This window comes from Enterobacter cloacae complex sp. SYL003 (genome assembly GCF_049236925.1).
Lineage (GTDB): Bacteria > Pseudomonadota > Gammaproteobacteria > Enterobacterales > Enterobacteriaceae > Enterobacter > Enterobacter intestinihominis.
The window spans coordinates 35,026-61,899 of record NZ_JBMKJK010000011.1; the positions used below are offsets into that span (position 1 = coordinate 35,026).

Sequence of the window (26,874 nt, forward strand, 5' to 3'; positions counted from 1 at the left end):
CAGAAACGTCCTGTTTCTGCCTTTTTTTACGGCTTCGGCCCGAACATCGCCTCAAGCTGTTTTGCGTCTGGCATGCCCACGACCTGCTGCAGTTCGTTTTGCTCATTCAGGTAATAAATAGCCGGTGTGGCATTTGCGCCGAGACTGTCCATAAGCGTCTGGTGATTTTGCAGGATCTCAACGGTTTCCCGTGAAGCCACCCCTTCAGGTTTAGGCAGCTTTTTACCGCCGGACAGCTCGTACTCTTTCCAGGCCGACACCGGATCTTTGGCATTCAGGATCGCGGAGGCGTTACGCCCGCTGTTCGGGTTAAGAAACGCAACCAGCAGCGTGTTGAGCTGGACCTTGCCGGCCTTCACCCACGGCTGCGCTTCAGCCCAGAACTGCTTGCAGTACGGGCAGAACGGGTCGGCAAAAACAAAGACTTTGCGCGGGGCGCTCTCCGCGCCCTCTTTCAGCGGATGCGCCGCATTGAGCTTTTTCCACATCTCGCGGCCCATCGGGGCGTAGATCTCTTTCTGGAAAAAGGCCTCGCTGAGGTTGGTTCCCTTCTCATCATACAGATAGCCAGACACCACGTGCTTTCCGTCAGGGGTCAGAAAGAGCGTCACGCCCATGTCCTGATACTGCCCCAGCCACGCTGGCGCGCCGCCGGGGGCATCAATTTTCTTAATGATTTTGATATCCTGCTGCTCACTGAAGTGCTTTACCACATCCGGAAGCGACTCCTCTGCCCTGACCAGCCCTGAAAACAGCAGAGCAGAGAGTAACAGCATCTTTTTCTTTGCTAACAGTTGAAGCATAACGACCCCTCTAAGATATTGTTTTTCAGAGTGGTCGAACTTTATTGCCCTGTCAACGCTTCATAAATATCCTTGAGGCGACTACGCAAAAATCGCACAGCTTTGTGTTTGCGGGATAATAACGCCTGCACGCTGTCGTCCGTTTCCTCCGCCAGCACCTTCATGGTGTATCCCTCAAATTCCGTTTTTTCAAACACCTCGCGCTGTGGTGGCGGCAGTTCCGACAGGGCTTGCCCCAACTCTTCCCACAGCAGCATGTTGAGATACTCCTCCTCCGGCGTTTGCGGTACGCCGAATAACGTTTCTGCAATCTCCTGCTCCGGAAAGTCCTCATCATCTGCCGTCAGGTACCCCGGCAGTGAAACCTCATGCTTTTTTCGCGCCCGGTCGATCATCTCATTCCGCGCGGCGCGAAACAGCCAGGCGGCGACGTTCTCCACCGGTTGTTCCACTTTCATCAACTGCCAGGTCACTTCCTGAAGAATATCATCGACATCATCACGAACCGCAGTCCGTCCGCGAATGAAGGCTTTTAGCCGTGCGCGGCAGGCATTGAGTGCCGAGATCAGTAATGATTCCCCCGCGTCACCGGCTTTCATATCGCTCACTCGGCTTCCGGCGCTTTCGCAGCGTTATCATCTCGCTTCTCATCCCGGTCATCGTGCCACCGGCAATGACCGTGACGACCAAATCCTGCCCGACGCTGCTGAATGAAGGCCTCCCGTTGTTCGGGGGTCATATTCATCCATTGTGCGTGCATACGGCGGTGTGCACCGAACATGCCTGGACGAAAACCCAGCCCACCAAAAAGAATGCGGCTCAGCAGCAGGATCCCCAGCGCCTGCCAGAAGCCAATGGCTTTAACCCCCCAGGATGGCCGGGAGCAACGCGTTCCACAGGGACATGACCAGCAGGCCAAGCACCACGAACAGGACTGCGCCTATCACGATGCCCTTGTACATACGATGGCGGCCCAAACCACGTCCGTGACCTTTTCCGTGTATATCAAAATTTCTCATGTGTACCTCGTTTATGTTGAATGATTATGGTCTCTGATGAGGTAGACGGATGAGGAACAGAAATATTGCCGGGGAAAGATAAAATTTATGTGATAGCGGCTTTGTACGGATAACAGTAATGGCTGAAGGAGATTGTGCATCGGCTGAATGCAGACATTAAAAAGGCTCCAACAGGAGCCTTCCTCATTTAATCACGCAATTGCCGGCAGACGAAAACTCGAAATACTCTGCGACAACTGCTGCGCCTGCTCCTCCAGCGAGGCCGCGGCTGCGGCGGATTGCTGCACCAGCGCCGCGTTCTGCTGGGTCACACCGTCCATTTCCGTTACGGCCTGCCCAACCTGACCAATTCCACGGCTCTGCTCTTCTGAGGCAACCGAAATCTGTTCCATCAGCGTATGCACTTTATTCACAGAGCTGATAATAGAATCAATCACCTCTCCCGAACGATTCACAAGTTCCGCACCGTTTTTCACGCTGGAAACAGACTGGGCGATAAGGCTTTCGATATCCTTCGCCGCCACCGCGCTTTTCTGGGCCAGGGTGCGCACTTCACTTGCCACCACGGCAAATCCTCGCCCCTGCGTACCGGCACGCGCCGCTTCAACGGCCGCGTTCAGCGCCAGAATATTAGTCTGGAAAGCAATACTGTTGATGACGCTGGTGATGTCCTCAATACGCTTCGAATTGGACGCGATAGTATTCATCGTTTCGATGACTTCACGGGTTACCGCTTCACCGGTATGGGCATTTTTCACGGCATCCTGCACCAGCTTACCGGCCTGGAACACGTTATCGGTGTTATTCGCCACCGTCGCGCTCAGCTCTTCCATGCTGGCGGCCGTCTGGGTCAGGGCAGAAGCCTGTTGCTCGGTACGGGAGGCCAGGTCGATATTGCCGGAGGCAATTTCCTGCGCCGCATGCGTTACGGTGTGGCTGGCATCGCGCACCTGAGAAATGGTGGAGAGCAGCGCCTGGCGCATCTGCTCCATCGAGGACATCAGGTGATCGATTTCATTCCCGGAATCACGCTTGATCGGTACCGGTACGTCCAGCTTCCCGGCCGCAATCTGTCGACAGTGCTCGCGCGCCAGGTTCACTGGCGCAAAGACCACGCGTTTCATCAGCAGGCTGACGGCGAAAATCACCACCACGAACAGCACCGCAATGCAGGCGATAATAACCAGACCCGACACAAAATTATGGCTCGCATCCTCGTTCAGCGTTTTGGCGTACTTCTGGTGAACGGAGAGAACCTGATCGAGCACAATTTCATATTGGCGATCGAGTTGAGACACCACGGGAATAAGAGCGTTGAACCGCGACACATCTTGAGCGGCGGCAGCGGCAATCAGCGGTGCCAGTCCCTGGTTACGGTAGTTTTGCCACGCCTCCTGGTAGGCAGTGACCAGCGGGGCTTCGTCCTGCAAACGCGGCGAGGCCATAAACGCCGAAAATGCACTATCGGCTTTGGTCAGCGCCTCTTTAACCGAGGCCAGTTTCGCAGACGAGTCGGTGGCGTCCCCCGCTTCCACCATTTTTACATACTCCATAACCCTGACGCGCAAGGTTCGGCTATGGTTAATGGGATCAATAATGGACAGGACTACCTGAATTTCTTTGTTCACATTATCCAGCGAAGTATTACTTTTAATGATGAGCCCAACGCTGGTGATGGTGCTGGCCACAAAGAAGAAAAGCAGAGAAAACAGGATAATCAGGGATGATTTTTTCAACGACATAACACACCTCAGGGATTTAATTTCCCTTTGGTTATCGGCTGAATACGATCTTTAATTAATTAAAGTTATTGATATATCCGTCAGACTTTACCCTGTCACTCCACGGCCTTATACCGCCGTTGCAGTGTGGCATCCAGTTTACGCTGGATCGGCTCCGGCGTTTCCCCTTCAATCAGTTTGCCAATCAGATCAAAGCAGTGCCAGGCGAGCTGACGGTTATCCTGTCGAACGGTATCGACAGGAATGGTCAGAGAATCATAGAGATAGTGATCGTCAAAGCTGGCCAGACGCATATCGCTTTGCAGCAGATTATGTTGCCCCATATAGCGCAACACCCCTTCCAGCAGACCGCAGGCGGCGGTAAAAAGTGCTTTTGGCGGGCGGCCCAGGCGCGCGCAAAGTTCGGCAAACATTTCGTAGCCGGAGCTCGGATGGTAATTACCATGAATAATCCACTCCGGACGTAGCTCGACGCCAGCGTCACGCAGCCCCTGCTTAAACCCTTCCAGACGGTCACGCGTCGGGGAAAGCCGCGGCTGGCCGCCGAGGAAGTAGAACTCATCCGGATGCTGGCGCGCAATGTCGGCCACCAGCGTGGCGGTCGGGGTAATTGAATCGGTGAGGACCAGCGGCAGAGAACTGTCGTTCATATGACGGTCAAAGAGCACAACGGGCAACTGCTCGCTCAGCTTTTGATAATCCGCGTCGTTGAGCATGCTGGAGGCGACAATCAGCCCGTCCACCTGGCGGGCCACCATGTTATTGACCACCACCGTCTCCTGGCCCGGATTTTCATCGCTACAGGAGATCAGCAGCTGAACACCCGCCTCGCGGCAGAGGGTCTCCAGCTCATGAGAAAAAACGGCAAACCCGTAGTTGGTGATTTCCGGCACCACCAGACCAATGGTGTGGCTGCGGTTGTCCCGCAACGAACGGGCGTGAATACTGGGCTGATAATGATGTTCTTTGGCAATCGCCAGCACACGCTCGCGTGTCTCCTCCGCCACCCGAAGCTCTTTGCTGCGGCCGTTCAGAACCAGACTGGCGGTGGCTTTTGATACCCCCGCCAGCTCCGCGATATCTTTAATGGTGACGCGTTTTGTTTTTCTCACAACGACTTAGATCCGGCTGCCAAAACCCCTATTCTATCATGCAGCTGCGCAGCGACCAGTAGCGTAATGTGATGTCGGACGCACCTTCGAAGCGAACCTGGGCCGGATGGTCAGGAAAATAGCGGCTGCTCATGACGCCTTCACCGTGATTGATGAAAATTTCGACGCTGGAACGGTCACACAGCACGCGTAAATGATGAACAGTGCCCTGCCAGTAGCGGGTCAACGTCTCTCCGGTTTCCAGGCTGGCGCGTTCCAGATGGATCCCCGCATCATCCATAATCAGCCGCAACGCGCCGGCAAAATCCACGTTTACGCACGATGCGCTCAGTTCGAACTCAAGACGCGTTCCCTCCAGCACCGGGGCATCGCTGGCGCGTCCCTGCCAGTGATGTTCATCCTCGCGCAGCGTTTCCAGCTCACGGACCGGCGTTTGCCAGAGCTTGCCGTCGCGGTAGCGCAGCTCGCGCGGACAGGTCATCTGGTGGATCCAGCCGTGGACCCGTGTAGGCTGGAGCATCTCTTCGCCGTCCGGCACGCCCATCCAGCCGATGAGGATGCGGCGGCCGTCTTCTGCCACCGTGGTTTGCGGCGCGTAAAATTCGAAACCGGCATCAAGCTCATGCAATTCGCGGTGCGCAAATGCAGGCGTTTGATAATCAAATGCCCCACTCATCCAGACGGCCGGATAGGTGTTGAGATAGCGATGCGGTTCGCGCGCCAGCCCCTGTGGGCAGCAGATCAAGACGTGTGTGCCATCAAGCGCAAACAGATCCGGGCACTCCCACATATAGCCCGCATCCGTGAGTCCGTTGACGCCGTGACCGGCGATTTCGCCGCAGGACGCCCAGGTGTGCAAATCGGCTGACGTAAACAGCAGCACCTTGCCGCGCTTATGCTGATCCTGCGCCCCGAGCACCATGTACCACTGCCCGTCATGGCGCCACACTTTCGGGTCGCGGACGTGCCCGGTATACCCGTCCGGCAGGGGCAACACCGGTCCCAGTTTGGCAAACGTGCCGTCGTCATTTTGCACCGCCAGACACTGCCAGGCGGTGCGGCCGCCATCGTCAAACTTAACGTTGCCGGTATAGCACAGGGTCAGCACGCCGTTGTTATCCACGGCGCTACCGGAGTAACAGCCATTGCGGTCATACTCTTCGTCAGGCATCAGCGCCATTGGCTCGTGCTGCCAGTGCACCAGATCTGCTGAGCTCCAGTGTCCCCAGCACTTGTAGCGATGATCGCAGCCCAGCGGGTTCCACTGATAAAACAGATGGTAACGTCCGGCAAACCAGATAAAGCCGTTCGGATCGTTCATCAGCCCCGTCACCGGTGCGGGATGCCACTGCGGATAGTGGCTGTCCGCCAGCGCACGCGGCTGGCCTTGCATAACGGCCTGCAACACGGCAGGCCAGCGGGAAGGTAAGGTCATTATTCAGAGTCCGTCTTATATTTCAGCAGCAGAGAGACGGTGAACGCCACGCCAAAGGCAATCACCATGCCGATAATATAGTTGAGCAGCGAGCTGGCCTGAACGATCGCCATACCGGGAAGCGCCGTCAGCCCAACGGCGGTCATGTAGACATGCACCGACACTACCCAGGCCCCGCCCGCTGCGCCACCGATCAGGGCCGCGATAAACGGCTTCACGAAACGCAGGTTGATGCCAAAAATTGCCGCTTCGGTGATGCCCAGCATCGCGGAAAACGCCGACGGTAAGGTAATGGCTTTGATTTTGGCATCACGAGTTTTGAACCACACCGCCAGACATGCCCCGCCCTGCGCCACGTTCGCCATCGCCCAGATCGGCAGCAGGAAGTTCACGCCAATCGACGGGTTACCCAGCAGTCCGGCCTCAATAGCGTGGAAGCTGTGGTGAATGCCGGTAATGACAATCACCGAATAGAGCCCACCAAACAACAGCCCGGCCAGCCAGCCCGCGTGGGCAATCAGGGTGCTAAGAATAAAGGAGATCCCGTCGCCCAGCGCGCGTCCCGCCGGGCCAATAATCAACAGCGCGATAAAGCCGGAGATAATGACGGTCAGGAACGGCGTCAGGATCAGATCTAACGCATCCGGGATCGCCCGGCGAAGCTGTTTTTCCACAATGCTCATAAACCACACCGCCAGCAGTACCGGGAAGACGGTTCCCTGATAGCCAATCATGGCGATTTCAAGACCGAAGAAGTTCATGGTGTGGAAGCCGGACGCTACGCCCCAGGCGTTGGTCAGCGCCGGATGAGTCAGGATGCCGCCGAGCGTTGCGCCCAGATACGGGTTGCCGCCAAACTCCCGCGCGGCGGTGAAGCCAATCAGGATCGGCAGAATAATAAACGCCGCCGAGCTGCACATATCCAGCATGATATAGAGCGCGTTATCCGGATTAACCCAGCCGTAGGTTTTAACCATCCCGAGCAGGCCCATCAGCAGACCCGAGGCCACGATCGCCGGAATAATCGGCACGAAGATGTTGGAGAGCAGACGCGCGATGCGCTGAAACGGGTTCAGCTTGCGGGCTGCAATATCCGCCGCTTCCGATTTACTGGACTCGCTAATCCCTGCCGCCTGAATAAACGCGGTGTAAACCTTATTCACCACCCCTGTGCCGAAGATCACCTGCATCTGCCCGGCATTTCGAAAACAGCCTTTCACGCCTTCAACCTTGCCGATAGCCTGCTGGTCGGCAAGCGCATCATCGACCAGCACCAGACGAAGGCGCGTGGCGCAATGTGCCGCGCTGGCAATGTTCTCTTTGCCACCGAGCAGCGGAATCAGCTCGCGCGCAATATGATTAAAATCCATAGATACCTCTTCCTGACCTCTTTTTATGATGTTCGAAACGCCCCCGCAATGCGGGAGCGTGAAGGGTTAAAACCAGGTTTCCATCTGCACCCCAAAGTTCCATTCCCCGCCCGCGTTGAAGCCGCTGCTGCCAAAGGCGTCATCGCTGGCGTAGTTATCCAGCTTGCTGCTCCAGTCCATCCAGGTGGCGAACAGGCGCAGCTCCGGACGGCTGAAGAAATCGCCAATCTTGCCCGCCTTTAACGTCGGGGCAAAGGTTAGCTTGTAGAAGCTACCGTTAACCGCATTGCGATCCTTGTAGCCTTCCGGGTTTAATTCCATGTATTGATAGCTGCCCTCGAACGCGAGGGCGAAATTCTGGGTCACCTCTTTGATCAGACGCGTATTGAGCGTGACCCACTCATAGCTGTCGCCCTTCACGTAGCGGTCCTTACTGCTTTGCGCGAGTACGGCGGGCGCAATGTGCCAGCCACCGCCCAGCGGCGTGACACCGTAACTTGCAAAACGCCAGGTATCGGCTTCTGACAGCAATGCGCCGTCTGCACCAATGCTTTTCACCTCGGCCCCCAGACCGTGGCCGTAAAGCAGCGCCGTTTTGGCGGAACCTTCCCGCAGGCCGTAGAAGCTCTCGTTATGCAGACCCACCAACGCATGCACCCCGTTATTCGCCGCATCGGTTTTAATCGGATCGCCGTTGCTGTCCTTACGGTCGTCATTATCTTTTGCCCGTAAGCCGCTGACCATCAACTGCACCGGCCCGGCGAAGTGGTTCATGCTTAAGATGTAGTTCTGGACGTTGTTGTCGATCTCCTCTTCGCTGCCGAAATTACGGCCATAAAGGGAGAAGTTACTGCGCAGCGTATCGTTCCACTTCACGTCGTAGACGCCGCCGCCGGTCCCGGCGAGAAATACCACGTCGGAATCCAGCCAGTGAATGTCGAAGTTGTCGCGGTCAAAACGCTTACCCGCCCAGAAGGTGCTGCCTTTCAGCGCACCGGTAACGTCCGGCAAATTGCCCAGCTCGGCAAAGGCCTGACGAATGTTCAGGTCGCTGCTGTCTGCCGACCAGTCGTTATAGGTTTTCTGACCGTCGGCCAGCATCGCCTTAAAGCGCGTCGTCGCACCATTCTCCAGCGTCTGTTTGTGCTCAACATTCAGCTCAACGTAGGTATCCGCTTCGTTCCCCAGACGCCCAATGGCCCCGCCCGTTTCCCCGGCGGGCGTCAGATAAGGGCCGCTTTTGCTGCTGGAGGCCGCGTCGTTCATCAGCAGGCCGGAACGGGCGTAACCGTGAAATTCAAAACCGCCTGTCCGGTCGGCTTTTTCTTCCAGCACCGTAGTACGTTGCGCCACCGCCTGTGTGGAGGTCTGCGCTTCCTGCTGCGCAGCCACCAGCTGCTGTGTTTTCTGTTCCGCTGCCGTGGCGCGCTTTTCAGCAACCTGCGCGCGGGTTTCCGCCTCCTGCAAACGCTGCTCCAGCGCCGCCAGGCGCGCTTCGATACGGGTCATATCCGTCTGGGCAAAAACAGAGGTACTGCCGGCCAGCATGCCTATCATCACGGCAAGTCTGCGTTTTTTATACATTTTGTCGCATCCCTAATAACTATCGGTGAAAGTGCTAAATTGCTAAACCGGTTTAGGCTGATGATACTAAACCGTTGAATTTTGAATCGGCAACGTTTTTTGCTAAACCGTTTTAGTAAGTGTGATCGAGGCGACAATTCAGGCCGCCGACCGGAGGCCTGGAGAGGTGAATTACAGTTCGTGATGATAAGGCAGCGCGGTCATTGCCCCTTTTGCGGTTGTCGCCAGCGCCCCACAGCGCTGCGCCAGCGTGATGACCTCTGAGAGACGGGCCTGGCCATCACGAGCCAGACCGAACAGCAGCCCGGCGACGAAAGCATCCCCCGCGCCGGTGGTATCAATGCATTCCACGGGTGATGCAGGATAGTGCGTCAAGGCACCTTTTTGCCAGGCGGTGACGCCCTCTTTTCCCTGCGTCACCAGCACCAGCCTGGCCGGACAGGTGCGCATCAGCGCCGCCAGCCCCTCATGGACCTGCGCATTTCCGGTTAAGAACGCCAGTTCTTCCACCGAGATTTTCACCACATCTGCACAGGCTAATGCCCGCTCAAGACACTGACGCAGCTCGACTTCATCGTGCCAGAGATCGGCGCGGATATTGGGGTCAAAGCTGACGAATCCCCCCGCCAGTCTGATAGCGGACATCGCCTGAAACGTCGCGGAACGGCTGGGTTCGGCGCTGAGCGCGATAGAGCAGACGTGCAGCCACTCCCCGGCGCGGAATGGCGGGAGATCGGCGGCGTCGAGGAACAGATCAGCACTCGGGCGAACCATAAAGGTAAATGAACGTTCCCCGTCGTCATCGAGATCCACCACCACCGTGGAGGTGCGATGCTGCGGGTCCAGGCGCAGCCATTCTGTATTAACCTGCTCATCCGCAAGCGTTTTTTGCATAAAGCGCCCGAAGGGGTCGTCGCCCACCCGGCCTATAAAGGCGCTTCTGCCGCCCAGACGCGCAATCCCAACCGCGACGTTGGCCGGTGCGCCGCCCGGACATTGCAGCAGTTTGCCCTCTCCGTCGGGCAACAGATCCACCACTGCATCGCCAAGTACCCAGATCGTCTCCATATCACCTTCTTAGCTAAATCATGTTAAACCGGTTTAGCTATTTAAGCACAGGCAGGGTGTCGGGGAAATATGGCGAGGGAAAATTTGCTTAACCTACCCGTTGGGGCCAGTGGATATCACCCACGCCATTGAGCTGCGGGCGGGCGAACAAAAAGCCCTGGAAGCGGCGAATACCGGCGGATTCAAGCCAGCACCACTCTTCTACCTTCTCAATGCCTTCTGCGACCAGCGTAATCTCCAGATCGGTGCAGCAGCTGATTATCGACTTCACAATCGCCTGCTTGGGTCCGCTCAGGTGGATATCGCTGACGATCTCTCTGTCGATTTTGAGCTTATCCGGCTGGAACCGCGTGAGCAGTGAAAGACCAGCATAGCCGGAACCAAAATCATCTATCGCCAGCCCAACCCCTTCCGCGCGCAGCTGTTTAATGGCGCTGTTAAACTGGTTGAAGCCAGAGATCATCTCGTTCTCAGTGACTTCAATGATCACCTGCTCTGGCTGTAGATTGTGCTTTTTGATCTGCGTTACCAGGAACTCTACCGCACCCGGCACGTTAACCAGCGACATTGGCAGCAGGTTCACCGCCAGTTTGTGGCTGCCGATGCCGAGCTTTTGCGCCAGCGCAAAGGTCCAGGCTTTGGTTTGCAGGTCGACTTCGTAAATCTGTTCACGATCGAGACTATGGAAGAAATGCTCCGGGCTGCCGCCGTCGTTTCCGCGTATAAGCGCTTCGAGAGAACTGATTTTGCCTTCGGACGGCTCGACAATGGGTTGCAGCGCAAACTGGCAGGGCTGTCCCGCCAGCAGACCTAACCCTTTACCAAACGGCGCGCGCTCTCGCGAAAGCGTCCATTTATCAGGCTCATAGTCCGAAGCGGGTGGGATAGCGGTTTTGCCGGTGATAAAGGTCTGAATAAATTTGAAGACCCGATCCTCAGAAGTCAGGTAGCTTTCCAGCTTGCTGTAATGCAGAACCGATGCCAGAACCGCTTTCGGGGTCTGAACGTCCATGTTAAACAGCAGCATTCCCACGTCTTCGAAACGTCGGCGCGGACCGTAATCGCGCATCAGCTCCACCACGCCGGTATGCCGGTTGTCCGCACGGATGATGTTAAAAAGCGCGACGACGTTCTGTTCCGTGCCTTCGAGAATTTGCAGAACGTCACGTCCACTGGAGAGAAGAATGCCTGAGATGCCCTGCTCCGTATTACGGATCCTGGCCTTTTCAACCAGCGAGCTTAACGCTGCGGAGGTGCAGGTTAAGCTCAGCTGGCTTCGATAAATGAGAGTTGTCAGCACAGAAACGGGGTCCGGTATGGGGTATACGCCTGAACGGTATTGTTTAACACAGTTCCCCGGTGTGACCTAATCTATTCCACGTCGGGCTTAATTCTCCCCGATACGGCTGTCGATCCGCGTCTGCATATAGTCGTAGAACGGATTCGACGTCACGCGCATCAGCGCATCTTTGCCGACACTCAGAACCGATGTTTCTCCCCACAGGGCTATCGTCCCGAGACTGATTCCATAGCGGTTTTTCACCTCAGGATGGCGGCCATACAGATCGTCTTCAGGCGGGAACGGAATGGCAATATGCGACAGGGAATAAACCTCCTGCGGATACGAGACCGACAGCGGCGTCACCGTTTCCCGGGTGCTGCCCGCAGGCGTTGTCTTTGCCACCATATCAAACCTGTCAGGGCTGGCATTGGTCACGATTGTGACACTGTAACGTCTTTTCGCCTCGGGCAGCAGGTCAGCCACCGCCGTCCAGGATGATGGCCTGAACAGTGGACGGAAACTCCCGGCCTGGTTGATGTCAAATACCACCAGTTCGCTGCCATTTGCCGGAAGCTGGTCAAACAGCCCGCTGACTACGGCGCGGGTACTGACCGTTGAATCCATGACCGACTGAAACGCCAGTACCGGCGAAAGCTGCGTTAGTTTGTGATCATGAACATCGCGGTTTATCTGCTCATGCAGCGCCCGGGTAAGCAGCCAGGACTGACGTGCCGCATTCACCGGGAACGAATTGTATTTATAAGGATTATATTCCGGCGAAATGTTGAGCCACGCGGCTTTGGCAAACGCCGGTAACATAGCCGGTAGCCCGGCGAATCCGGCAAAGCGCGCAAACGCCGTGACGCCAATCATCGGTGAGAGCAAAACGATCTGCTGAGGTTTACGCAGTTCAGGCGCATCAAGGGCGTCGAGGGCGTATTTCATCGCCAGCGCCCCGCCGTTGGAATAGCCCACCAGGTGCAGGGGAAGATCGTTCCCCGTCAGGCGTGTTGCTTCACGAACCGCAAGGCGCGTAGCTGCCAGCCACGCCTCCCAGTCAACGTCTGTCAACGCGCCCGGCGCCGTGCCATGTCCGGGCAAACGAGGCACTACGGCCACAAAGCCGTGCTTTTGATAATTCACGGCCAGACGCCTGACGCTGTAGGGCGAATCCGTCAGACCGTGCAACAACACTACCGCCCCGCGCGGCTTTCCGGCAGGCATCAGCACAAACGACCGGTTTGCATCCGGAGTAAAGTGTCCTGGCCACACCAGGCTCTGACGGTAATAGCGGTTCAGCGGCGTGCGCTCTGCGGGGGTGACTTTCGCCGTCACCTCAGCATCAAGAGCGGTGAAGATGGCGTTTTCCCGCGCGACATAGGCTGCGAAGGTCGCGTTATCCATCTCCTGCACGGACATTTCGTCAGCCCGCCATGTATGCCAGTGATGCAGAGCCGGCCCCTGCTGCGAAAGATAAACCCGCACCGCCAGCAGAACGAGCACAATGATCCCGATGACCATCGCTATTTTTTTTGCGAGAGCCATCAGGCGCACGCTGACCCGCCAGGGCAAATTCGCCATGTAAGGCTCCCTCTCTTATCCACAGAGCTTTCATCTTACCAAAAAATGTGAAGAGGCTGTCGTATTCACCAAATAGATACCGCTCAGGCCGGACACTGCACCAAAAGTGAACTACGCTGCACAAATGTTGAGCATATGTTAAACAAATATTGCATTAACTTTGCTGCACAGCGCGTTTTCGCCGCAATGTGAACATGGCACGCGTCCTGCATTGTTAATCTGATAACAGAAACCCGGCCTTTGACAGCCAGTTAACAGCGAGGCGGTATGACGACCAAACCTGAGGTGTTGAGCCGTATCGAAGCGACCTTTAGCCAGCTCACCCCGAGCGAAAAGCGGGTGGCAAGCTGGATGCTGGCGCATGTCGGGCAGATCCCCTTTGAAACGGCTGAGAGCGTGGCGCTGGCCACGGCCACCAGCGGGATCACCGTCGGACGCTTTCTGCGCAAGCTGGGCTATCGCAACCTTGATGACGCCAAAAAAAGCCTGCGCGATCCCCATCAGCCCTGGGGCATTAACGAGCGTCTGGACTCCTGGAAACAGCAACAGCCGCTGTCGGATCGCCTTCAGCACTCCCTGTCACTGGAGGTGGACGCCATTGCCCATGTCTACCAGCTGGCGCAAAGCGAAACGTTCAGGCAGGTGGTCCAGCAACTTTCCCATGCCGACGCCGTCTTCGTGCTGGGGATCCAGTCCACGCGCGGGATCGCCAATGCGTTCTTCAGCCATCTGGAGTATCTGCGCCCGCGGGTAAGCTATTCCGAAGGGCTCTCCGGTAGCTGGGTGGAGTCGCTTAACTCCGGCTTTGCTAACCCGTATATCGTGCTGACCGATACCCGCGCCTACTCCGCAATTGCCCGCCAGTACTGCCGCGTGGCGAGCGAAAAAGGCCTGGCGATGGCGCTGATCACCGATATCTGGTGCCCGTGGGCGCGGGATTACCCGATTGATTTACTCCAGGTGAAGACCGATACCGGCCATTTCTGGGACTCGCTGGCGCCGGTGAGCTGTCTGTTCAACCTGCTGCTGTCGGGCGTTGTGGAGGCGCTGGGGGAAGCGCTGCCGGAACGTCTGGCAATCAACCGACAACTACAACAAGAATTTGGTCAATTTGAACGCTAAAGGAGCGGAGCTATGCCTGAAGAGAGTCAACTGATTGATGTGGCGAAAACTTTTCCCACGCTGCATATCGATCTGAAATACGCGACCGCCGATAACATTACCGGCCACCCGATCTATCAGCACGCCGCGTGCCTGCTGCACACGGATGCCGCCACCGCGCTGGCGAAATCGATCAGTATCGCCGCGCTGGCCGGTCTGAAGCTGGTGGTCTACGACGCCTATCGCCCCCAGCAGGCACAGGCGCAACTGTGGGATGCCTGCCCCAATCCGGAATACGTGGTGGATGTCGCGATTGGCTCGAACCACAGCCGGGGCACTGCCATTGACGTCACGCTGATGGATGAACACGACAACGTGCTGGATATGGGCGCCGGGTTTGACGAAATGCACGACCGTTCTCATGCCTGGCACCCTTCCGTTCCGCCCGAGGCGCAGCGAAATCGTCTGCTCCTGAACGCCGTGATGTACGGCGGCGGTTTTGTGGGCATCAGCAGCGAGTGGTGGCATTTCGAGCTGCCGAACGCCGCCAGCTATCCGCTGTTAGATGACCAGTTCGCCTGTTATCCGACCACACACTCACTGTAATTCTGGAGCCCGGCCATGAAAACAACGCTGCTTACAACCCTGATTGCCGCTACGCTCGCCCTGAGCACCCTTCCCGCTCTGGCGGCGGTGCCAAAAGATATGCTGGTGATAGGGAAAGCTGCCGATCCGCAAACGCTGGATCCGGCGGTCACTATCGATAACAACGACTGGACGGTGACCTACCCCTCGTACCAGCGTCTGGTGAAATACAAGCCTGGCACCACGGAGGTGGAAGGCGATCTGTCGACGGGCTGGAAGGCGTCAGACGACCAGAAAGTGTGGACGTTCACCCTGGCAGATAATGCAAAATTCGCCGACGGCACGCCGGTGACCGCCGAAGCGGTCAAGCTGTCGTTTGAACGTCTGCTTAAAATCAACCAGGGACCTTCCGAAGCGTTCCCGAAAGATTTGAAAGTGGACGCAGTGGATGAGCATACGGTGAAATTCACCCTCAGCCAGCCGTTTGCCCCGTTCCTCTACACGCTGGCCAATGACGGCGCGTCGATCATCAACCCGGCGGTGCTGAAGGCCAATGCCGCCGACGACGCACGCGGTTTCCTGGCGCAAAACACCGCGGGTTCCGGACCGTTTATGCTGAAAAGCTGGCGGAAAGGTCAACAGCTGGTGATGGTGCCCAACCCACACTGGCCAGGTGATAAGCCGCACTTTAAGCGCGTCTCGGTGAAGATTATCGGTGAAAGCGCCTCGCGTCGCCTGCAACTTTCCCGTGGCGATCTGGATATCGCCGACGCCCTGCCGGTGGATCAGCTTGCTGCTCTGAAGCAGGAAGGCAAAGTGGCCGTGGCGGAATACCCGTCCCTGCGGGTGACCTACCTCTATCTGAACAACAGTAAGCCTCCAATGAATCAGGTGGATTTGCGCCGCGCGGTCTCCTGGGCGACCGATTACCAGGGGATGGTGAAAGGCATTCTCAGCGGGAACGGCAAGCAGATGCGCGGCCCGATCCCGGAGGGCATGTGGGGCTTCGATGCGAACGCCATGCAGTACAGCTTTGACGAGGCCAAAGCCAAAGCGGCGCTGGAGAAAGTCAAAGATAAACCTGCCAGCCTGACGTTCCTCTACTCCGATAACGACCCGAACTGGGAGCCTATCGCCCTCTCCACGCAGGCGAGCCTGGGCAAGCTGGGGATTAACGTCAAGCTCGAGAAACTGGCGAACGCCACCATGCGCGACCGCGTCGGCAAAGGTGATTATGACATTGCGATTGGTAACTGGAGCCCGGACTTCGCTGACCCGTACATGTTCATGAACTACTGGTTCGAATCGGACAAAAAAGGGCTGCCGGGGAACCGCTCATTCTATGAGAACAAAGAGGTCGATGCATTATTGCAGGCGGCACTGAAAACCACCGATCAGGCGGAACGCACCAAAGATTACCAGCAGGCGCAGAAAGTGGTGATTGACGAGGCGGCTTACGTTTATCTGTTCCAGAAGAACTACCAGCTGGCGATGAACAAAGAGGTCAAAGGCTTCACCTTTAATCCGATGCTTGAGCAGGTCTTTAACATCGCCACCATGAGTAAGTAACGGCCCACGCCGGGGGGAAGTGTATGACGTTCTGGAGCATTGTGCGCCAGCGCTGCTGGGGGTTAATCCTGGTGGTGGCCGGTGTCTGTATTATTACTTTTATTATTTCACACCTGATCCCCGGCGATCCGGCCCGCCTGCTGGCCGGTGATCGCGCCAGCGATGAAATCGTGCAGGGCATCCGCCAGCAGCTGGGGCTGGATCAACCACTCTATATTCAGTTTGGCCGCTACGTTGAGGCGCTGGCACATGGCGATCTGGGCACGTCTATTCGCACCGGTCGCCCCGTTGCGGAAGATTTGAAAGCTTTTTTCCCCGCTACGCTGGAGCTTGCCTTTTGCTCCCTGCTGCTGGCGCTGGTGATTGGCGTGCCGCTGGGCATTTTATCGGCGGTGTACCGTAACCGCTGGCTGGATCACCTGGTGCGACTGATGGCGATGACGGGCATCTCGACGCCTGCCTTCTGGCTGGGACTGGGAGTTATCGTTCTGTTCTACGGGCAACTGCAAATTCTGCCCGGCGGCGGCAGGCTGGACGACTGGCTCGATCCGCCCGCCCACGTTACCGGTTTTTATCTGCTGGACGCTCTGCTGGAAGGCAACGGCGAGGTGTTTTTCAACGCCCTGCAGCACCTGATTTTACCCTCCCTGACCCTGGCCTTCGTGCATCTGGGTATTGTGGCGCGTCAGGTGCGTTCCGCGATGCTGGAGCAACTGAGCGAGGATTATATTCGTACCGCCCGCGCGAGCGGGTTGCCGGGCTGGTACATCGTCCTGCGCTACGCCTTACCCAACGCCATGATCCCCTCCATTACCGTGCTCGGGCTGGCGCTGGGCGATCTGCTGTACGGGGCGGTGCTTACCGAAACCGTGTTTGCCTGGCCGGGAATGGGGGCCTGGGTGGTGACCTCCATTCAGGCGCTGGACTTCCCCGCCGTCATGGGCTTCGCGGTCGTGGTATCGCTGGCCTATGTCTTCGTTAATCTGGTGGTGGATCTGCTGTACCTGTGGATCGACCCGCGAATCGGGCGCGGAGGTGCCGAATGATGTTAACTCAGGAAACGCCCGTCCCTGTTAGCACCGCTAAACAGCGCATCAACTGGGCAAAGCTGTTCTGGATGTTACGCAAAAGCCCGCTCACGCTGATCGGCGGGGTCATTATGATCGTGATGCTGCTGATGATGGTGGTCTCGCCGTGGATAGTCCCGCACGATCCGAACGCGCTGGATCTGACCGCGCGCTTGCAGGCACCGTCAGCCCAGCACTGGTTTGGCACCGATGAGGTGGGCCGGGATCTGTTCAGCCGCGTGCTGGTGGGCAGCCAGCAGTCCATCACAGCGGGGCTGGCGGTGGTGGTGATTGCGGGCGGCATCGGTTCGCTGCTCGGCTGTTTGTCCGGCGTACTTGGCGGGCGCGGCGACGCCATCATTATGCGCATCATGGACATTATGCTCTCCATCCCCTCGCTGGTGCTGACGATGGCCCTGGCCGCCGCGCTCGGCCCAAGCCTGTTTAACGCGATGCTGGCGATTGCGATTGTACGCATTCCGTTTTACGTGCGGCTGGCACGCGGGCAAACGCTGGTGGTGCGCCAGTTCACCTACGTGCTGGCCGCCCGCACCTTTGGCGCATCGCGCTGGCACCTGATCAGCTGGCATATCCTGCGTAACGCCCTGCCGCCGCTGATCGTACAAGCGTCGCTGGATATCGGCAGCGCCATTCTGATGGCCGCCACGCTGGGCTTTATTGGATTAGGCGCGCAGCAGCCCACCGCCGAATGGGGCGCGATGGTGGCCGTGGGGCGTAACTACGTGCTTGACCAGTGGTGGTACTGCGCGTTTCCGGGGGCGGCAATTCTGATCACGGCAGTTGGGTTTAATCTGTTTGGCGATGGTCTTCGCGACCTGCTGGATCCCAAATCAGGAGGGAAGCAGTCATGAGTGATTCCGTATTATCGATTGAAGATTTGCACCTGAGCTTCCCCATTTTTCGCGGTGACGTCCACGCGCTCAACCACGTCTCGCTGGAGATTGGCCGGGGTGAAATTGTCGGCGTGGTGGGCGAATCCGGCTCGGGAAAATCGGTCACCGCGATGCTGGCGATGCGCCTGCTGCCGGAAGGCAGTTACCATGTTCACCATGGCCGTGTCACGCTGCTCGGGGAAGATGTGCTGAACGCGTCGGAAAAACAGCTTCGTCAGTGGCGCGGCGCCAGGGTGGCGATGATTTTTCAGGAGCCGATGACGGCGCTTAACCCCACGCGCCGGATTGGCAGGCAGATGGTGGAGGTGATCCGCCAGCATCAGTCGCTTTCCCGCCGCGACGCGCGGCAGAAGGCGATCTCCCTGCTGGGCGAAATGCAAATCCCGGATGCGGCGCAGGTAATGGATCGCTATCCGTTTGAGCTTTCCGGCGGTATGCGCCAGCGGGTAATGATCGCCCTTGCCTTCTCCTGCGAGCCGGAGCTGATCATCGCTGATGAACCCACTACCGCGCTGGATGTGACCGTCCAGCTTCAGGTGCTGCGTCTGCTGAAACATAAAGCGCGCGCCAGCGGAACGTCGGTGCTGTTTATCAGTCACGATATGGCGGTGGTGTCGCAGCTTTGTGACCGGATGTACGTTATGTACGCGGGCAGCGTGATCGAAAGCGGCAGCACGCAGACCTTGATCCACCATCCTGTGCACCCCTATTCGATTGGCCTGCTGCGGTGTGCCCCGGAAAATGGTGAACCGCGCGAGATCCTCCCGGCCATTCCCGGCACGGTACCTAACCTCAGCCACCTCCCGCGCGGATGTGCTTTTCGCGAACGCTGTTTTGCTGCCGGGGCGAAATGCAGCGAAACGCCGCGCTTAATTTCCACGGGCGCAGAAGGCCAGCAGGCTGCCTGCTGGTACCCACAACAGGAGAGACGCCATGTCTGAGGTACTGCTGGAACTGGATAGCGTGCATGTGAATTTTCCTGCGCGCAAAAACTGGCTGGGGCGCGTGACGGAACAGGTACACGCCCTTAACGGCATGGATCTCCGGATCCATCGCGGCGAAACGCTGGGCGTTGTGGGGGAATCCGGCTGTGGAAAGAGCACGCTGGCGCAGCTGCTGATGGGCATGCTCAAACCGAGTACCGGTGCCTGTCAGCGCGCGAATGCGGCGGGTGGTATGCAGATGGTATTTCAGGACCCGCTCTCGTCCCTCGATCCGCGTTTACCCGTCTGGCGCACCATCACCGAGCCGGTGTGGATACAGCAACGTCGCGGCGAACGGGAGCGTCGTCAGTTGGCTGAAACGCTGGCGCAGCAGGTTGGGATTCGAGCGGAATATCTTGACCGCCTGCCGCATGCGTTTTCGGGCGGACAGCGCCAGCGAATCGCTATTGCCCGGGCGCTCTCTTCGGATCCGGACATCATCGTGCTGGATGAACCCACCAGCGCGCTGGATATTTCCGTCCAGGCACAGATCCTCAATTTGCTGGTTGCCCTGCAACAGCAGCGAAATCTGACCTACGTGCTGATCTCGCACAACGTCTCGGTGGTCCGGCACATGAGCGACCGGGTGGCGGTAATGTATCTGGGGCAAATCGTGGAACTGGGGCCGACGGACCAGGTGCTGGGTCAGCCGCGCCATCCGTATACGCAGCTACTGCTTGACTCCGTTCCCCGGACCGGAGAACCGCTGGATGAGGATCTTGCGTTGCGAAAAACCGATCTTCCCGGTAATCGCCACCTGCCCGTTGGGTGCTATTTCCGCGACCGCTGTTCGCTGGCGACGCAGGGATGTGAACAGCCGCAACAACTCCAGCCCTCTTCCGCAAGCCGAAACGTGCGCTGCTGGCGTAACCGTTAAAAATGAGCCGGGCATGCGCCCGGCCCGATATCAGTTCAGTTTGTAATCCAGCGTGATTTCCGCTTTCAACAGCTGCGAGACCGGGCAACCGGCCTTGGCTTTCTGGATAATGCCGTCGAACTGCTGCGGATCGATACCCGGTACCGTCACCTTGCTTTGCAGCGCGACTTTGCTGATGGCAAAACCGCTGTCGGTTTTATCCAGCGAGACATCCGCCGTGGTATCGATGGAATCGGCGGTATAACCCGCTTCGCCCAGCATTAGCGACAGGGCCATAGAGAAACAGGCCGCGTGCGCTGCGCCAATCAGCTCTTCCGGGTTAGTCCCTTTCTCGCCCTCGAAGCGGGTGTTAAAGCCGTAAGGTTGCTGGTTAAGGACGCCACTTTCGGTCGATACCGTCCCTTTGCCGCGTTTGATGTCGCCAGACCAGTGTGCTGAACCGTGCTTATGAATCGTCATTCTTGCTCTCCTTTTGGCTTACAAAGGGATAAGTATAGGACGCATAATCTATTTTGCAGGGAAGACAGACTAGTCCGATCGCGTGGCAAGGTGGTTTGCCAGCGCGTCGAGGAACACACGCTGCGCCGCAGGCTGATAGTCTCGCGACTGATAAATACCAAAAATGCCGATCGGTTTTGGCGTATAGGCGCTGAGCACCGGCACCAGGCTTCCCTGCCGTAGCGCCGCGTCGGCCTCGCGCTCGGGCAGCATGGCAATACCACAGTGATTTATCGCCGCCTCCATCAGCAGAGATGAGATGCTGGCGCTGAGATTGCCGCTGACCGCCGTCGTGATCGGCTCCCCTGCCGGCGTTAAAAAACGCCACGACTGACCGGCAAAAAAGCTGTAATGCAGGCAGTTGTGCCGGGCTAAGTCTTCCAGCTCCTCTGGAACGCCCCGGCTTGCAAGGTAGTGCGGCGAAGCGCAAAGCACGGACCGACACTCTCCCAACCGGCGAGCGATCATACCCGGTTCGGGGTTATCGGTAATGCGGATCGCCACGTCAATTCGCTCGCCCACCAGGCTCACCGGATGGTTGTTAACATCCAGCTCAATGCGCAGTTGAGGGTAACGCTGCAACAGATCGGGCAGCACCGGAGCGATAATCTGCATCGCGGTAAAATGCGCGCAGGCGACACGAAGCGTGCCTGAGGGTAAATCCTTCACTGACTGATCTTCAATTTCCTGAGAAATTTGCGATAGCGTGCGCGTCTTTTGCAGGACTTTCTCCCCCGCCGCCGTCAGCGTCAGCTTGCGGGTGGAGCGGTTAACCAGCCGCGCCCCAGCCCACTTCTCCATCTGCTCCAGATAACGGCTCACCATCGGACGGGAGATCCCCAGCGCCCGCGCCGCCGCGCTTAAACTCCCCAGCTCACAGATGCGGTTGTACACCTGGGCGGCAATAACGCGATCCATTTTGACCTCCATTTGCTCGATCTACGAAACTAAGCATCTCCTGTTTCAGGAATTCTGGCAAATGAAGAGATCCGTACAATAGAGACTTTCCTGAAGAACAGAGACCTGACCATGACAATCGCCCGCCTTGCTTTGCTGACAACCCTTTTCACTCCGGCCGTCTTTGCCGCGCCGTTGGCCGTTGATACGTATAACCCGCAGGAAAAAGGCATTTTTGCCGTTTCTTCCACGCTGGTATCTGGTCCGAAAGAGGCGGTACTGTTTGACGCCCAGTTCAGCGTGAAAGATGGCGAAGCGCTGGTAGAAAAAATTCGCCACAGCGGTAAAACGCTGAACAAAATCGTGATTACTTCCGGCGATCCGGATTTCTATTTCGGCCTGCAACCGCTGATGAAAGCCTTCCCTAATGCCAAAGTTGTCGCCACGCAACAGGTGGTGGACCATATCAGGGCCACAAAAGACGCGAAGCTCGCCTTCTGGGGGCCACAGATGAAAGATGGCGCGCCGACGCAGCTCTACGTGCCGCAAGTGCTTGCCTCAACCACCTTTATGATTGACGGTGAGAGAGTAAGCATTGAAGAGCCTGAAAGCTATGCGGCGTACGTCTGGATCCCATCCGCCAAAACCATCCTCGGCGGCACGGGCGTCTCATGGGGCATTCACGTCTGGACGGCGGATACCCAAACGCCGGAAAGCCGTAAAAAGTGGCAGCAGACGCTGGATAGCATGGCTGCCCTTAAGCCCGAACGCGTTATTCCGGGCCACTACCTTGGGACACCGCCAGCGGGTACCGGCGCTATCGACTTTACCCGTCGCTATCTACAGCAGTTTGAACAGGCCCTCACGACACATAAAGCGTCTACCGACGTCATCATCGCGATGAAAAAACAGTGGCCGAACCTTGCGGAAGCCAGTTCGCTGGAACTGAGTGCCAAAGTGAATACCGGCGAAATGAAGTGGTAATAAGCTGATTATCTCCTGCTATATTTAAATTTTTTATAGCAGGAGTTTACTATGACATCATCAGTAAGGGGTATTGACCATATCGGTATTACGGTGCCCGACATTGAAAAAGCCACCCTATTTTTTGAACGCGCTTTCGGCGCACAGGTTTTATATCATTCTGTCGATGCAGAAACCGATAATATCGATCAGCCCGCCCAGCAGCACACCTTAAAATTATTTCCCGGCACTAAAATTCATGCCATTCGCATGCTTGTTATGCCGCACGGACCCGGCATAGAACTTTTCGAAATGCATGGCCCTGAACAGGGAATGCCCGCTCGCGCCAGCGACTTTGGACTTCAGCATTTTGCTGTTTATGTTGATGATTTTGATAGTGCCATCGCGGCTTTCACCGCCGCCGGCGGCGAGATGTTCACCGCGCCGAAGCCGCTTAGCTTTCCGGATGAGCAAGGTGAAGGCAATGCTTTCTGCTATGGTCAAACCCCCTGGGGCAGCATTGTGGAATTGATCTCCTGGCCGACGCCCATGCCTTATGAAAAAACCACGAATTTACGCCGCTGGAAACCCTGAGTTTTATTTCTGTGCTACGGGAGATGTTATTTTTAATTCCAGGACGAATCTGAACCACAACGGCAAAAATATTTGCCAATCTGAATGTGAATTACGATTTTGCACGCCGTAACATTAAACAGACAACGACACGGAGGCAGCATGTTTACTTATTACCCGGCACATACCACAGCAGCACAACCGGAACTTGTTAACGCGATCGCACAAGGTCTTCACGCCGAGCACGGTGTTGTTACTGAAGATGACATTTTGATGGAACTGACCAAGTGGGTGGAAGCCACGGACAATGACATCCTCAGTGACATCTACCAGCAAACCATCAACTATGTGGTTAGTGGGCGAAACGCACCTCTGTAAAAACCTGCTATGCTGGATCTGCAACCTAAGGGGTTACATTTCGTTTGCGTAAGCAAGCTTGTCCTTAAAACTATCAACAGGATTGAGGAGTTAACATGAAATCGAACCGTCAGGCACGCCATATTCTGGGACTGAACTACAAGCTTTCTAACCAGCGTAAAGTGGTTATTGAGGAGGGTAGCGAAACGCAAGTTACCCACGCCACCGGCAGGAAACGCCCTTCCGGCAAGTAAGTTCCGGCACGAAATTCACAACACCATCGGTAATCCCGATGGTGTTTTTGTTTATGTGTTGCGGTAATTAATATTCAGCTCCTTTATAATACCAACCGACCGCACCCCGTAGCACAGGCCAGAAAGATGACAAACAGCAGTGTCAGGGACGGATCTTCTTAAAAAGAGTGAGTGACATGGACAACAAACTGAAAAAACATCGTTCCCTTTATATTCCTTACGCCGGTCCGGTTTTACTGGAGTTCCCCCTTCTGAACAAAGGCAGCGCCTTTAGCATGGAAGAGCGCAGCAGCTTTAACCTGCTGGGCCTGCTGCCTGAAGTGGTTGAAACCATTGAAGAACAGGCAGAACGTGCCTGGATCCAGTATCAGGGCTTTAAAACCGAAATCGATAAACACATCTACCTGCGTAATATTCAGGACACCAACGAAACCCTCTTCTACCGCCTCGTGCAGAACCATCTTGAAGAGATGATGCCCGTCATTTACACCCCCACCGTCGGCGCGGCGTGTGAACGCTTCTCAGAGATCTACCGTCGTTCCCGCGGTGTGTTCATCTCTTATCAGAACCGTCACAACATGGATGACATTCTGCAAAACGTGCCTAACCACAACATCAAGGTGATCGTGGTGACCGATGGCGAACGTATTCTGGGCCTCGGTGACCAGGGCATTGGCGGGATGGGGATCCCCATCGGTAAGCTCTCGCTGTATACCGCCTGCGGCGGGATCAGCCCGGCCTACACCCTGCCGGTGGTACTTGACGTGGGGACCAATAACCAGCAACTGTTGAACGATCCGCTGTACATGGGCTGGCGTCACCCGCGCATTACCGACGACGAGTACTATCAGTTTGTGGATGATTTCATCCAGGCCGTGAAGCACCGCTGGCCTGACGTGCTGTTGCAGTTCGAAGACTTCGCACAGAAAAACGCCATGCCGCTGCTGAACCGCTACCGCGATGAGATCTGCTCGTTCAACGATGACATTCAGGGCACTGCGGCAGTGACCGTCGGTACGCTGATTGCTGCGAGCCGTGCGGCAGGCAGCCAGCTCAGCTATCAGAAAATTGTCTTCCTGGGTGCAGGCTCCGCGGGCTGCGGCATCGCCGAGCAAATTATTGCCCAGACCCAGCGCGAAGGCTTAAGCGAAGAGCTGGCCCGCTCCCGCGTCTTTATGGTGGACCGTTTTGGCCTGCTGACCGACGGCATGCCAAACCTGCTCCCGTTCCAGACCAAACTGGTGCAGAAGCGCGAAAACCTGAAAAACTGGGATACGGATAACGAAGTGCTCTCGCTTCTTGACGTGGTGCGCAACGTGAAGCCGGACATTCTGATCGGCGTGTCCGGGCAGACCGGCCTCTTCACGGAGGAGATTATTCGCGAGATGCACAAGCACTGCGAACGCCCTATCGTGATGCCGCTATCTAACCCGACTTCACGCGTGGAGGCAACGCCGCAGGACATCATCGCATGGACCGAAGGTAAGGCACTGGTCGCAACCGGCAGTCCGTTTGATCCGGTGGTGTGGAAGGACAAACTCTACCCCATCGCGCAGTGCAATAACTCCTATATCTTCCCGGGTATTGGTCTGGGAGTTATCGCCTCCGGCGCGTCCCGCATCACCGACGAAATGCTTATGTCCGCGAGCGAAACGCTGGCAGGTCACTCTCCGCTGGTGAATAACGGTGAAGGCCTGGTACTGCCGGAGCTGAAAGACATTCACAAAGTGTCCCGCGCAATTGCCTTCGCGGTAGGCAAAATGGCGCAGCAGCAAGGCGTCGCGGTGAAAACCTCTGCCGATGCATTGCAGCAGGCGATTGATGATAACTTCTGGATGCCGGAATACCGTAGCTATCGTCGTACTTCGATTTAAATCGGAGTTTTGAACGTTCCCTCTCTTCACAAGGGAGAGGGAACGTGAAGTCCCTTCTCCCTTTTTCCTCTAATTCCCTTAATCCTGCCTATAAATGCTTTGTTGAAAGTCACTCATGATAATTTGGCTTTAAAAATGCAGCAGGATCGATCATTTGAAAAATGCATACCTAATCAAAAATCTATATTCTTTTAAAATATATAAATTTTACATAACACTTCTTGCCTAACAAATAGTTTTTCTTAAGAGTTTAGTAACGTTTTGCATCACTAAATTCATTTATTGAAAAAGGAGTTTTGAAATGGCAATCCCAGCATATCTATGGCTGAAAGATGACGGCGGCGCAGATATCAAAGGCGCGGTTGATGTGCAATATCGCGAGGGCAGTATTGAAGTATTAGGATTCGGTCATGGACTGCATCTACCGACAGATAATATGACAGGAAAAATCACGGGTACGCGCATGCATAGCGCTCTGGTTTTTGAAAAGGAGTTCGACAGTTCCAGCCCTTACTTATACAAGGCTGTAGCAAAAGGCCAAACGCTAAAAAGTGCCGAGTTTAAGTGGTACAAAATCAATGATGCTGGTCAAGAGGTCGAATACTTCAACATGTTCCTTGAGAACGTTAAAGTGGTCTCAATATGCCCGGTGATGCATGACGTAAAAAATGCAGCAATGGAAAAACATAATCATTTAGAAAATATTTCCCTCCGTTACGAGAAGATCACATGGCGACACTGTGACGGTAATATCATCTTTGCTGATTCCTGGAATGACAGATCATGAATCTCCTACAGTGCTTTTTCCACCTGAACGGAGGTACGTACGCTACTTTGTCTGTGCCCGGAGTTGGCTTTTTTCCTGCATTTTCAGGGAATGGTGACGCGACGAACCGTGCAGAAAGCGCAAATATACCTGATATCGGCCCACTCCCACCTGGTCGCTATTACATACTTTTACGTGGATTAGGGGGTTGGTATACTCAAACTAAGGATAGTGTTAACGCATTTTTCACCGGTTCGAATCGGAACGAATGGTTTGCATTATATCGCGATGACGGATTGATAAATGATGAGACTTTTGTGAAAGGCGTAAGGCGAGGTGAATTCCGGTTACACCCTATCGGGCCATCTGGCATAAGTAAGGGTTGTATTACACTTTATAGTCAGAGCGATTTTAAGATTCTGGCATCAGCCTTACTTCGAACTGGAGGGCAGCAATTGGGAAACTACATGATTGCACATGGCGTTGTGCAGGTCTATTAATGAAGGCGGCATTCCTTGTGTTGTTGTGGTGTATAGCCGTGTTTCTATCAATGTTCACACTCTACAAGATTGTTCCACCAGAAACGCAGTACGATTTTGT

Annotated in this window: 26 protein-coding genes and 1 pseudogene; 14 read left to right on the plus strand and 13 right to left on the minus strand. The window is 56.1% G+C overall.

What is annotated here, in order from left to right; all coding sequences use genetic code 11:
- Nucleotides 1–26: 26 nt before the first annotated feature.
- From dsbG to ACOT1A_RS15105, 11 genes and pseudogenes are all read right to left on the minus strand, one after another.
- A complete protein-coding gene (gene dsbG, locus ACOT1A_RS15055) occupies nucleotides 27–803 on the minus strand; it encodes a thiol:disulfide interchange protein DsbG (protein WP_045308134.1) in 777 nt (258 codons plus the stop codon).
- A gap of 41 nt (nucleotides 804–844) precedes the next feature.
- Nucleotides 845–1,402: an RNA polymerase sigma factor gene (locus ACOT1A_RS15060; protein WP_276170157.1), complete on the minus strand. Its 558-nt coding sequence runs from the start codon at nucleotides 1,400–1,402 to the stop codon at nucleotides 845–847.
- Between the two features lie 5 nt (nucleotides 1,403–1,407).
- Nucleotides 1,408–1,822: pseudogene (locus ACOT1A_RS15065) on the minus strand (hypothetical protein).
- A 191-nt stretch (nucleotides 1,823–2,013) separates the two neighbouring features.
- Nucleotides 2,014–3,564: a methyl-accepting chemotaxis protein gene (locus ACOT1A_RS15070; protein ID WP_276170130.1), complete on the minus strand. Its 1,551-nt coding sequence runs from the start codon at nucleotides 3,562–3,564 to the stop codon at nucleotides 2,014–2,016.
- A gap of 95 nt (nucleotides 3,565–3,659) precedes the next feature.
- Nucleotides 3,660–4,676, minus strand: a complete 1,017-nt coding sequence (locus tag ACOT1A_RS15075) for a LacI family DNA-binding transcriptional regulator (protein WP_017693400.1) — start codon at nucleotides 4,674–4,676, stop codon at nucleotides 3,660–3,662.
- Between the two features lie 28 nt (nucleotides 4,677–4,704).
- On the minus strand, nucleotides 4,705–6,111 hold the full coding sequence (locus ACOT1A_RS15080) for a sucrose-6-phosphate hydrolase (RefSeq protein WP_276170131.1): 1,407 nt from the start codon (nucleotides 6,109–6,111) through the stop codon (nucleotides 4,705–4,707).
- Nucleotides 6,111–7,481 carry a sucrose-specific PTS transporter subunit IIBC gene (locus tag ACOT1A_RS15085; RefSeq protein ID WP_038416083.1) on the minus strand — a complete coding sequence of 457 codons (1,371 nt, stop codon included), beginning with the start codon at nucleotides 7,479–7,481 and terminating at the stop codon, nucleotides 6,111–6,113. Before ACOT1A_RS15085 ends, ACOT1A_RS15080 begins: the two co-directional genes overlap by 1 nt.
- Nucleotides 7,482–7,547: 66 nt before the next feature.
- Entirely contained in the window at nucleotides 7,548–9,065 is a 1,518-nt protein-coding gene (locus ACOT1A_RS15090; RefSeq protein WP_276170132.1) for a carbohydrate porin, read from the minus strand.
- Between the two features lie 171 nt (nucleotides 9,066–9,236).
- Nucleotides 9,237–10,133, minus strand: a complete 897-nt coding sequence (locus ACOT1A_RS15095; protein ID WP_276170133.1) for an aminoimidazole riboside kinase — start codon at nucleotides 10,131–10,133, stop codon at nucleotides 9,237–9,239.
- A gap of 88 nt (nucleotides 10,134–10,221) precedes the next feature.
- Nucleotides 10,222–11,433 (minus strand): diguanylate phosphodiesterase, encoded by a 1,212-nt coding sequence (locus tag ACOT1A_RS15100; protein ID WP_276170134.1) that lies wholly within the window; start codon nucleotides 11,431–11,433, stop codon nucleotides 10,222–10,224.
- Nucleotides 11,434–11,520: 87 nt separating this feature from the next.
- Nucleotides 11,521–12,996, minus strand: coding sequence for an alpha/beta hydrolase (locus ACOT1A_RS15105; RefSeq protein WP_276170135.1), 1,476 nt, complete (start codon nucleotides 12,994–12,996; stop codon nucleotides 11,521–11,523).
- Between the two features lie 267 nt (nucleotides 12,997–13,263).
- Here ACOT1A_RS15105 and ACOT1A_RS15110 point away from each other — a divergent pair, with 267 nt between their 5' ends.
- From ACOT1A_RS15110 to ACOT1A_RS15140, 7 genes are read left to right on the plus strand one after another with little or no spacing between them, the layout of a single operon-like run.
- Nucleotides 13,264–14,118 carry a MurR/RpiR family transcriptional regulator gene (locus ACOT1A_RS15110; protein WP_023300159.1) on the plus strand — a complete coding sequence of 285 codons (855 nt, stop codon included), beginning with the start codon at nucleotides 13,264–13,266 and terminating at the stop codon, nucleotides 14,116–14,118.
- A gap of 12 nt (nucleotides 14,119–14,130) precedes the next feature.
- Entirely contained in the window at nucleotides 14,131–14,703 is a 573-nt protein-coding gene (gene ddpX, locus ACOT1A_RS15115; RefSeq protein ID WP_276170136.1) for a D-alanyl-D-alanine dipeptidase, read from the plus strand.
- Between the two features lie 15 nt (nucleotides 14,704–14,718).
- On the plus strand, nucleotides 14,719–16,251 hold the full coding sequence (locus tag ACOT1A_RS15120) for an ABC transporter substrate-binding protein (RefSeq protein ID WP_276170137.1): 1,533 nt from the start codon (nucleotides 14,719–14,721) through the stop codon (nucleotides 16,249–16,251).
- 23 nt (nucleotides 16,252–16,274) lie between these two features.
- The gene (locus ACOT1A_RS15125; RefSeq protein WP_003857077.1) at nucleotides 16,275–17,297 is read left to right on the plus strand and encodes an ABC transporter permease; all 1,023 of its coding nucleotides are present in this window, start codon (nucleotides 16,275–16,277) and stop codon (nucleotides 17,295–17,297) included.
- Nucleotides 17,294–18,190 (plus strand): D,D-dipeptide ABC transporter permease, encoded by an 897-nt coding sequence (ddpC, locus tag ACOT1A_RS15130; protein WP_022648185.1) that lies wholly within the window; start codon nucleotides 17,294–17,296, stop codon nucleotides 18,188–18,190. The genes ACOT1A_RS15125 and ddpC overlap by 4 nt, the downstream gene beginning before the upstream one ends.
- Nucleotides 18,187–19,173, plus strand: a complete 987-nt coding sequence (locus ACOT1A_RS15135) for an ABC transporter ATP-binding protein (protein WP_022648186.1) — start codon at nucleotides 18,187–18,189, stop codon at nucleotides 19,171–19,173. Before ddpC ends, ACOT1A_RS15135 begins: the two co-directional genes overlap by 4 nt.
- Nucleotides 19,166–20,092, plus strand: coding sequence for an oligopeptide/dipeptide ABC transporter ATP-binding protein (locus ACOT1A_RS15140; RefSeq protein ID WP_154051295.1), 927 nt, complete (start codon nucleotides 19,166–19,168; stop codon nucleotides 20,090–20,092). The genes ACOT1A_RS15135 and ACOT1A_RS15140 overlap by 8 nt, the downstream gene beginning before the upstream one ends.
- A 30-nt stretch (nucleotides 20,093–20,122) precedes the next feature.
- On the opposite strand, the gene ACOT1A_RS15145 is transcribed toward ACOT1A_RS15140, so the two are convergent.
- Both ACOT1A_RS15145 and ACOT1A_RS15150 read right to left on the minus strand, forming a co-directional pair.
- Nucleotides 20,123–20,551 carry an OsmC family protein gene (locus tag ACOT1A_RS15145; RefSeq protein WP_003857069.1) on the minus strand — a complete coding sequence of 143 codons (429 nt, stop codon included), beginning with the start codon at nucleotides 20,549–20,551 and terminating at the stop codon, nucleotides 20,123–20,125.
- Nucleotides 20,552–20,620: 69 nt separating this feature from the next.
- Nucleotides 20,621–21,508, minus strand: a complete 888-nt coding sequence (locus ACOT1A_RS15150) for a LysR family transcriptional regulator (RefSeq protein WP_072201089.1) — start codon at nucleotides 21,506–21,508, stop codon at nucleotides 20,621–20,623.
- A gap of 111 nt (nucleotides 21,509–21,619) precedes the next feature.
- On the opposite strand from ACOT1A_RS15150, the gene ACOT1A_RS15155 reads away from it, so the two are divergent.
- The 7 genes from ACOT1A_RS15155 to ACOT1A_RS15185 all read left to right on the plus strand — a co-directional run bounded on the left by ACOT1A_RS15155 (nucleotide 21,620) and on the right by ACOT1A_RS15185 (nucleotide 26,774).
- Nucleotides 21,620–22,471 (plus strand): Vmh family MBL fold metallo-hydrolase, encoded by an 852-nt coding sequence (locus ACOT1A_RS15155; protein ID WP_276170138.1) that lies wholly within the window; start codon nucleotides 21,620–21,622, stop codon nucleotides 22,469–22,471.
- Nucleotides 22,472–22,522: 51 nt separating this feature from the next.
- The gene (locus tag ACOT1A_RS15160; protein ID WP_023306248.1) at nucleotides 22,523–23,044 is read left to right on the plus strand and encodes a VOC family protein; all 522 of its coding nucleotides are present in this window, start codon (nucleotides 22,523–22,525) and stop codon (nucleotides 23,042–23,044) included.
- 141 nt (nucleotides 23,045–23,185) lie between these two features.
- Complete coding sequence (gene bdm / locus ACOT1A_RS15165; protein ID WP_022648192.1) at nucleotides 23,186–23,401, plus strand: biofilm-dependent modulation protein; 216 nt, start codon at nucleotides 23,186–23,188, stop codon at nucleotides 23,399–23,401.
- Nucleotides 23,402–23,496: 95 nt separating this feature from the next.
- A complete protein-coding gene (gene sra, locus ACOT1A_RS15170; RefSeq protein WP_023300167.1) occupies nucleotides 23,497–23,634 on the plus strand; it encodes a stationary-phase-induced ribosome-associated protein in 138 nt (45 codons plus the stop codon).
- 176 nt (nucleotides 23,635–23,810) lie between these two features.
- Entirely contained in the window at nucleotides 23,811–25,508 is a 1,698-nt protein-coding gene (locus ACOT1A_RS15175; protein WP_022648194.1) for an NAD-dependent malic enzyme, read from the plus strand.
- Nucleotides 25,509–25,809: 301 nt separating this feature from the next.
- Nucleotides 25,810–26,295: an Hcp family type VI secretion system effector gene (locus tag ACOT1A_RS15180; protein WP_063148916.1), complete on the plus strand. Its 486-nt coding sequence runs from the start codon at nucleotides 25,810–25,812 to the stop codon at nucleotides 26,293–26,295.
- The gene (locus tag ACOT1A_RS15185; RefSeq protein WP_022648196.1) at nucleotides 26,292–26,774 is read left to right on the plus strand and encodes a DUF2778 domain-containing protein; all 483 of its coding nucleotides are present in this window, start codon (nucleotides 26,292–26,294) and stop codon (nucleotides 26,772–26,774) included. The genes ACOT1A_RS15180 and ACOT1A_RS15185 overlap by 4 nt, the downstream gene beginning before the upstream one ends.
- Nucleotides 26,775–26,874: the final 100 nt, after the last annotated feature.

Coding starts and splice junctions, on each gene's coding strand:
- dsbG (WP_045308134.1), bottom strand. CDS start 803: ATGCTTCAACTGTTAGCAAAGAAAAAGATGCTGTTACTCTCTGCTCTG.
- ACOT1A_RS15060 (WP_276170157.1), bottom strand. CDS start 1,402: ATGAAAGCCGGTGACGCGGGGGAATCATTACTGATCTCGGCACTCAAT.
- ACOT1A_RS15070 (WP_276170130.1), bottom strand. CDS start 3,564: ATGTCGTTGAAAAAATCATCCCTGATTATCCTGTTTTCTCTGCTTTTC.
- ACOT1A_RS15080 (WP_276170131.1), bottom strand. CDS start 6,111: ATGACCTTACCTTCCCGCTGGCCTGCCGTGTTGCAGGCCGTTATGCAA.
- ACOT1A_RS15085 (WP_038416083.1), bottom strand. CDS start 7,481: ATGGATTTTAATCATATTGCGCGCGAGCTGATTCCGCTGCTCGGTGGC.
- ACOT1A_RS15090 (WP_276170132.1), bottom strand. CDS start 9,065: ATGTATAAAAAACGCAGACTTGCCGTGATGATAGGCATGCTGGCCGGC.
- ACOT1A_RS15095 (WP_276170133.1), bottom strand. CDS start 10,133: ATGGAGACGATCTGGGTACTTGGCGATGCAGTGGTGGATCTGTTGCCC.
- ACOT1A_RS15105 (WP_276170135.1), bottom strand. CDS start 12,996: ATGGCGAATTTGCCCTGGCGGGTCAGCGTGCGCCTGATGGCTCTCGCA.
- ACOT1A_RS15110 (WP_023300159.1), top strand. CDS start 13,264: ATGACGACCAAACCTGAGGTGTTGAGCCGTATCGAAGCGACCTTTAGC.
- ddpX (WP_276170136.1), top strand. CDS start 14,131: ATGCCTGAAGAGAGTCAACTGATTGATGTGGCGAAAACTTTTCCCACG.
- ACOT1A_RS15120 (WP_276170137.1), top strand. CDS start 14,719: ATGAAAACAACGCTGCTTACAACCCTGATTGCCGCTACGCTCGCCCTG.
- ACOT1A_RS15125 (WP_003857077.1), top strand. CDS start 16,275: ATGACGTTCTGGAGCATTGTGCGCCAGCGCTGCTGGGGGTTAATCCTG.
- ddpC (WP_022648185.1), top strand. CDS start 17,294: ATGATGTTAACTCAGGAAACGCCCGTCCCTGTTAGCACCGCTAAACAG.
- ACOT1A_RS15135 (WP_022648186.1), top strand. CDS start 18,187: ATGAGTGATTCCGTATTATCGATTGAAGATTTGCACCTGAGCTTCCCC.
- ACOT1A_RS15140 (WP_154051295.1), top strand. CDS start 19,166: ATGTCTGAGGTACTGCTGGAACTGGATAGCGTGCATGTGAATTTTCCT.
- ACOT1A_RS15145 (WP_003857069.1), bottom strand. CDS start 20,551: ATGACGATTCATAAGCACGGTTCAGCACACTGGTCTGGCGACATCAAA.
- ACOT1A_RS15150 (WP_072201089.1), bottom strand. CDS start 21,508: ATGGATCGCGTTATTGCCGCCCAGGTGTACAACCGCATCTGTGAGCTG.
- ACOT1A_RS15155 (WP_276170138.1), top strand. CDS start 21,620: ATGACAATCGCCCGCCTTGCTTTGCTGACAACCCTTTTCACTCCGGCC.
- ACOT1A_RS15160 (WP_023306248.1), top strand. CDS start 22,523: ATGACATCATCAGTAAGGGGTATTGACCATATCGGTATTACGGTGCCC.
- bdm (WP_022648192.1), top strand. CDS start 23,186: ATGTTTACTTATTACCCGGCACATACCACAGCAGCACAACCGGAACTT.
- sra (WP_023300167.1), top strand. CDS start 23,497: ATGAAATCGAACCGTCAGGCACGCCATATTCTGGGACTGAACTACAAG.
- ACOT1A_RS15175 (WP_022648194.1), top strand. CDS start 23,811: ATGGACAACAAACTGAAAAAACATCGTTCCCTTTATATTCCTTACGCC.
- ACOT1A_RS15180 (WP_063148916.1), top strand. CDS start 25,810: ATGGCAATCCCAGCATATCTATGGCTGAAAGATGACGGCGGCGCAGAT.
- ACOT1A_RS15185 (WP_022648196.1), top strand. CDS start 26,292: ATGAATCTCCTACAGTGCTTTTTCCACCTGAACGGAGGTACGTACGCT.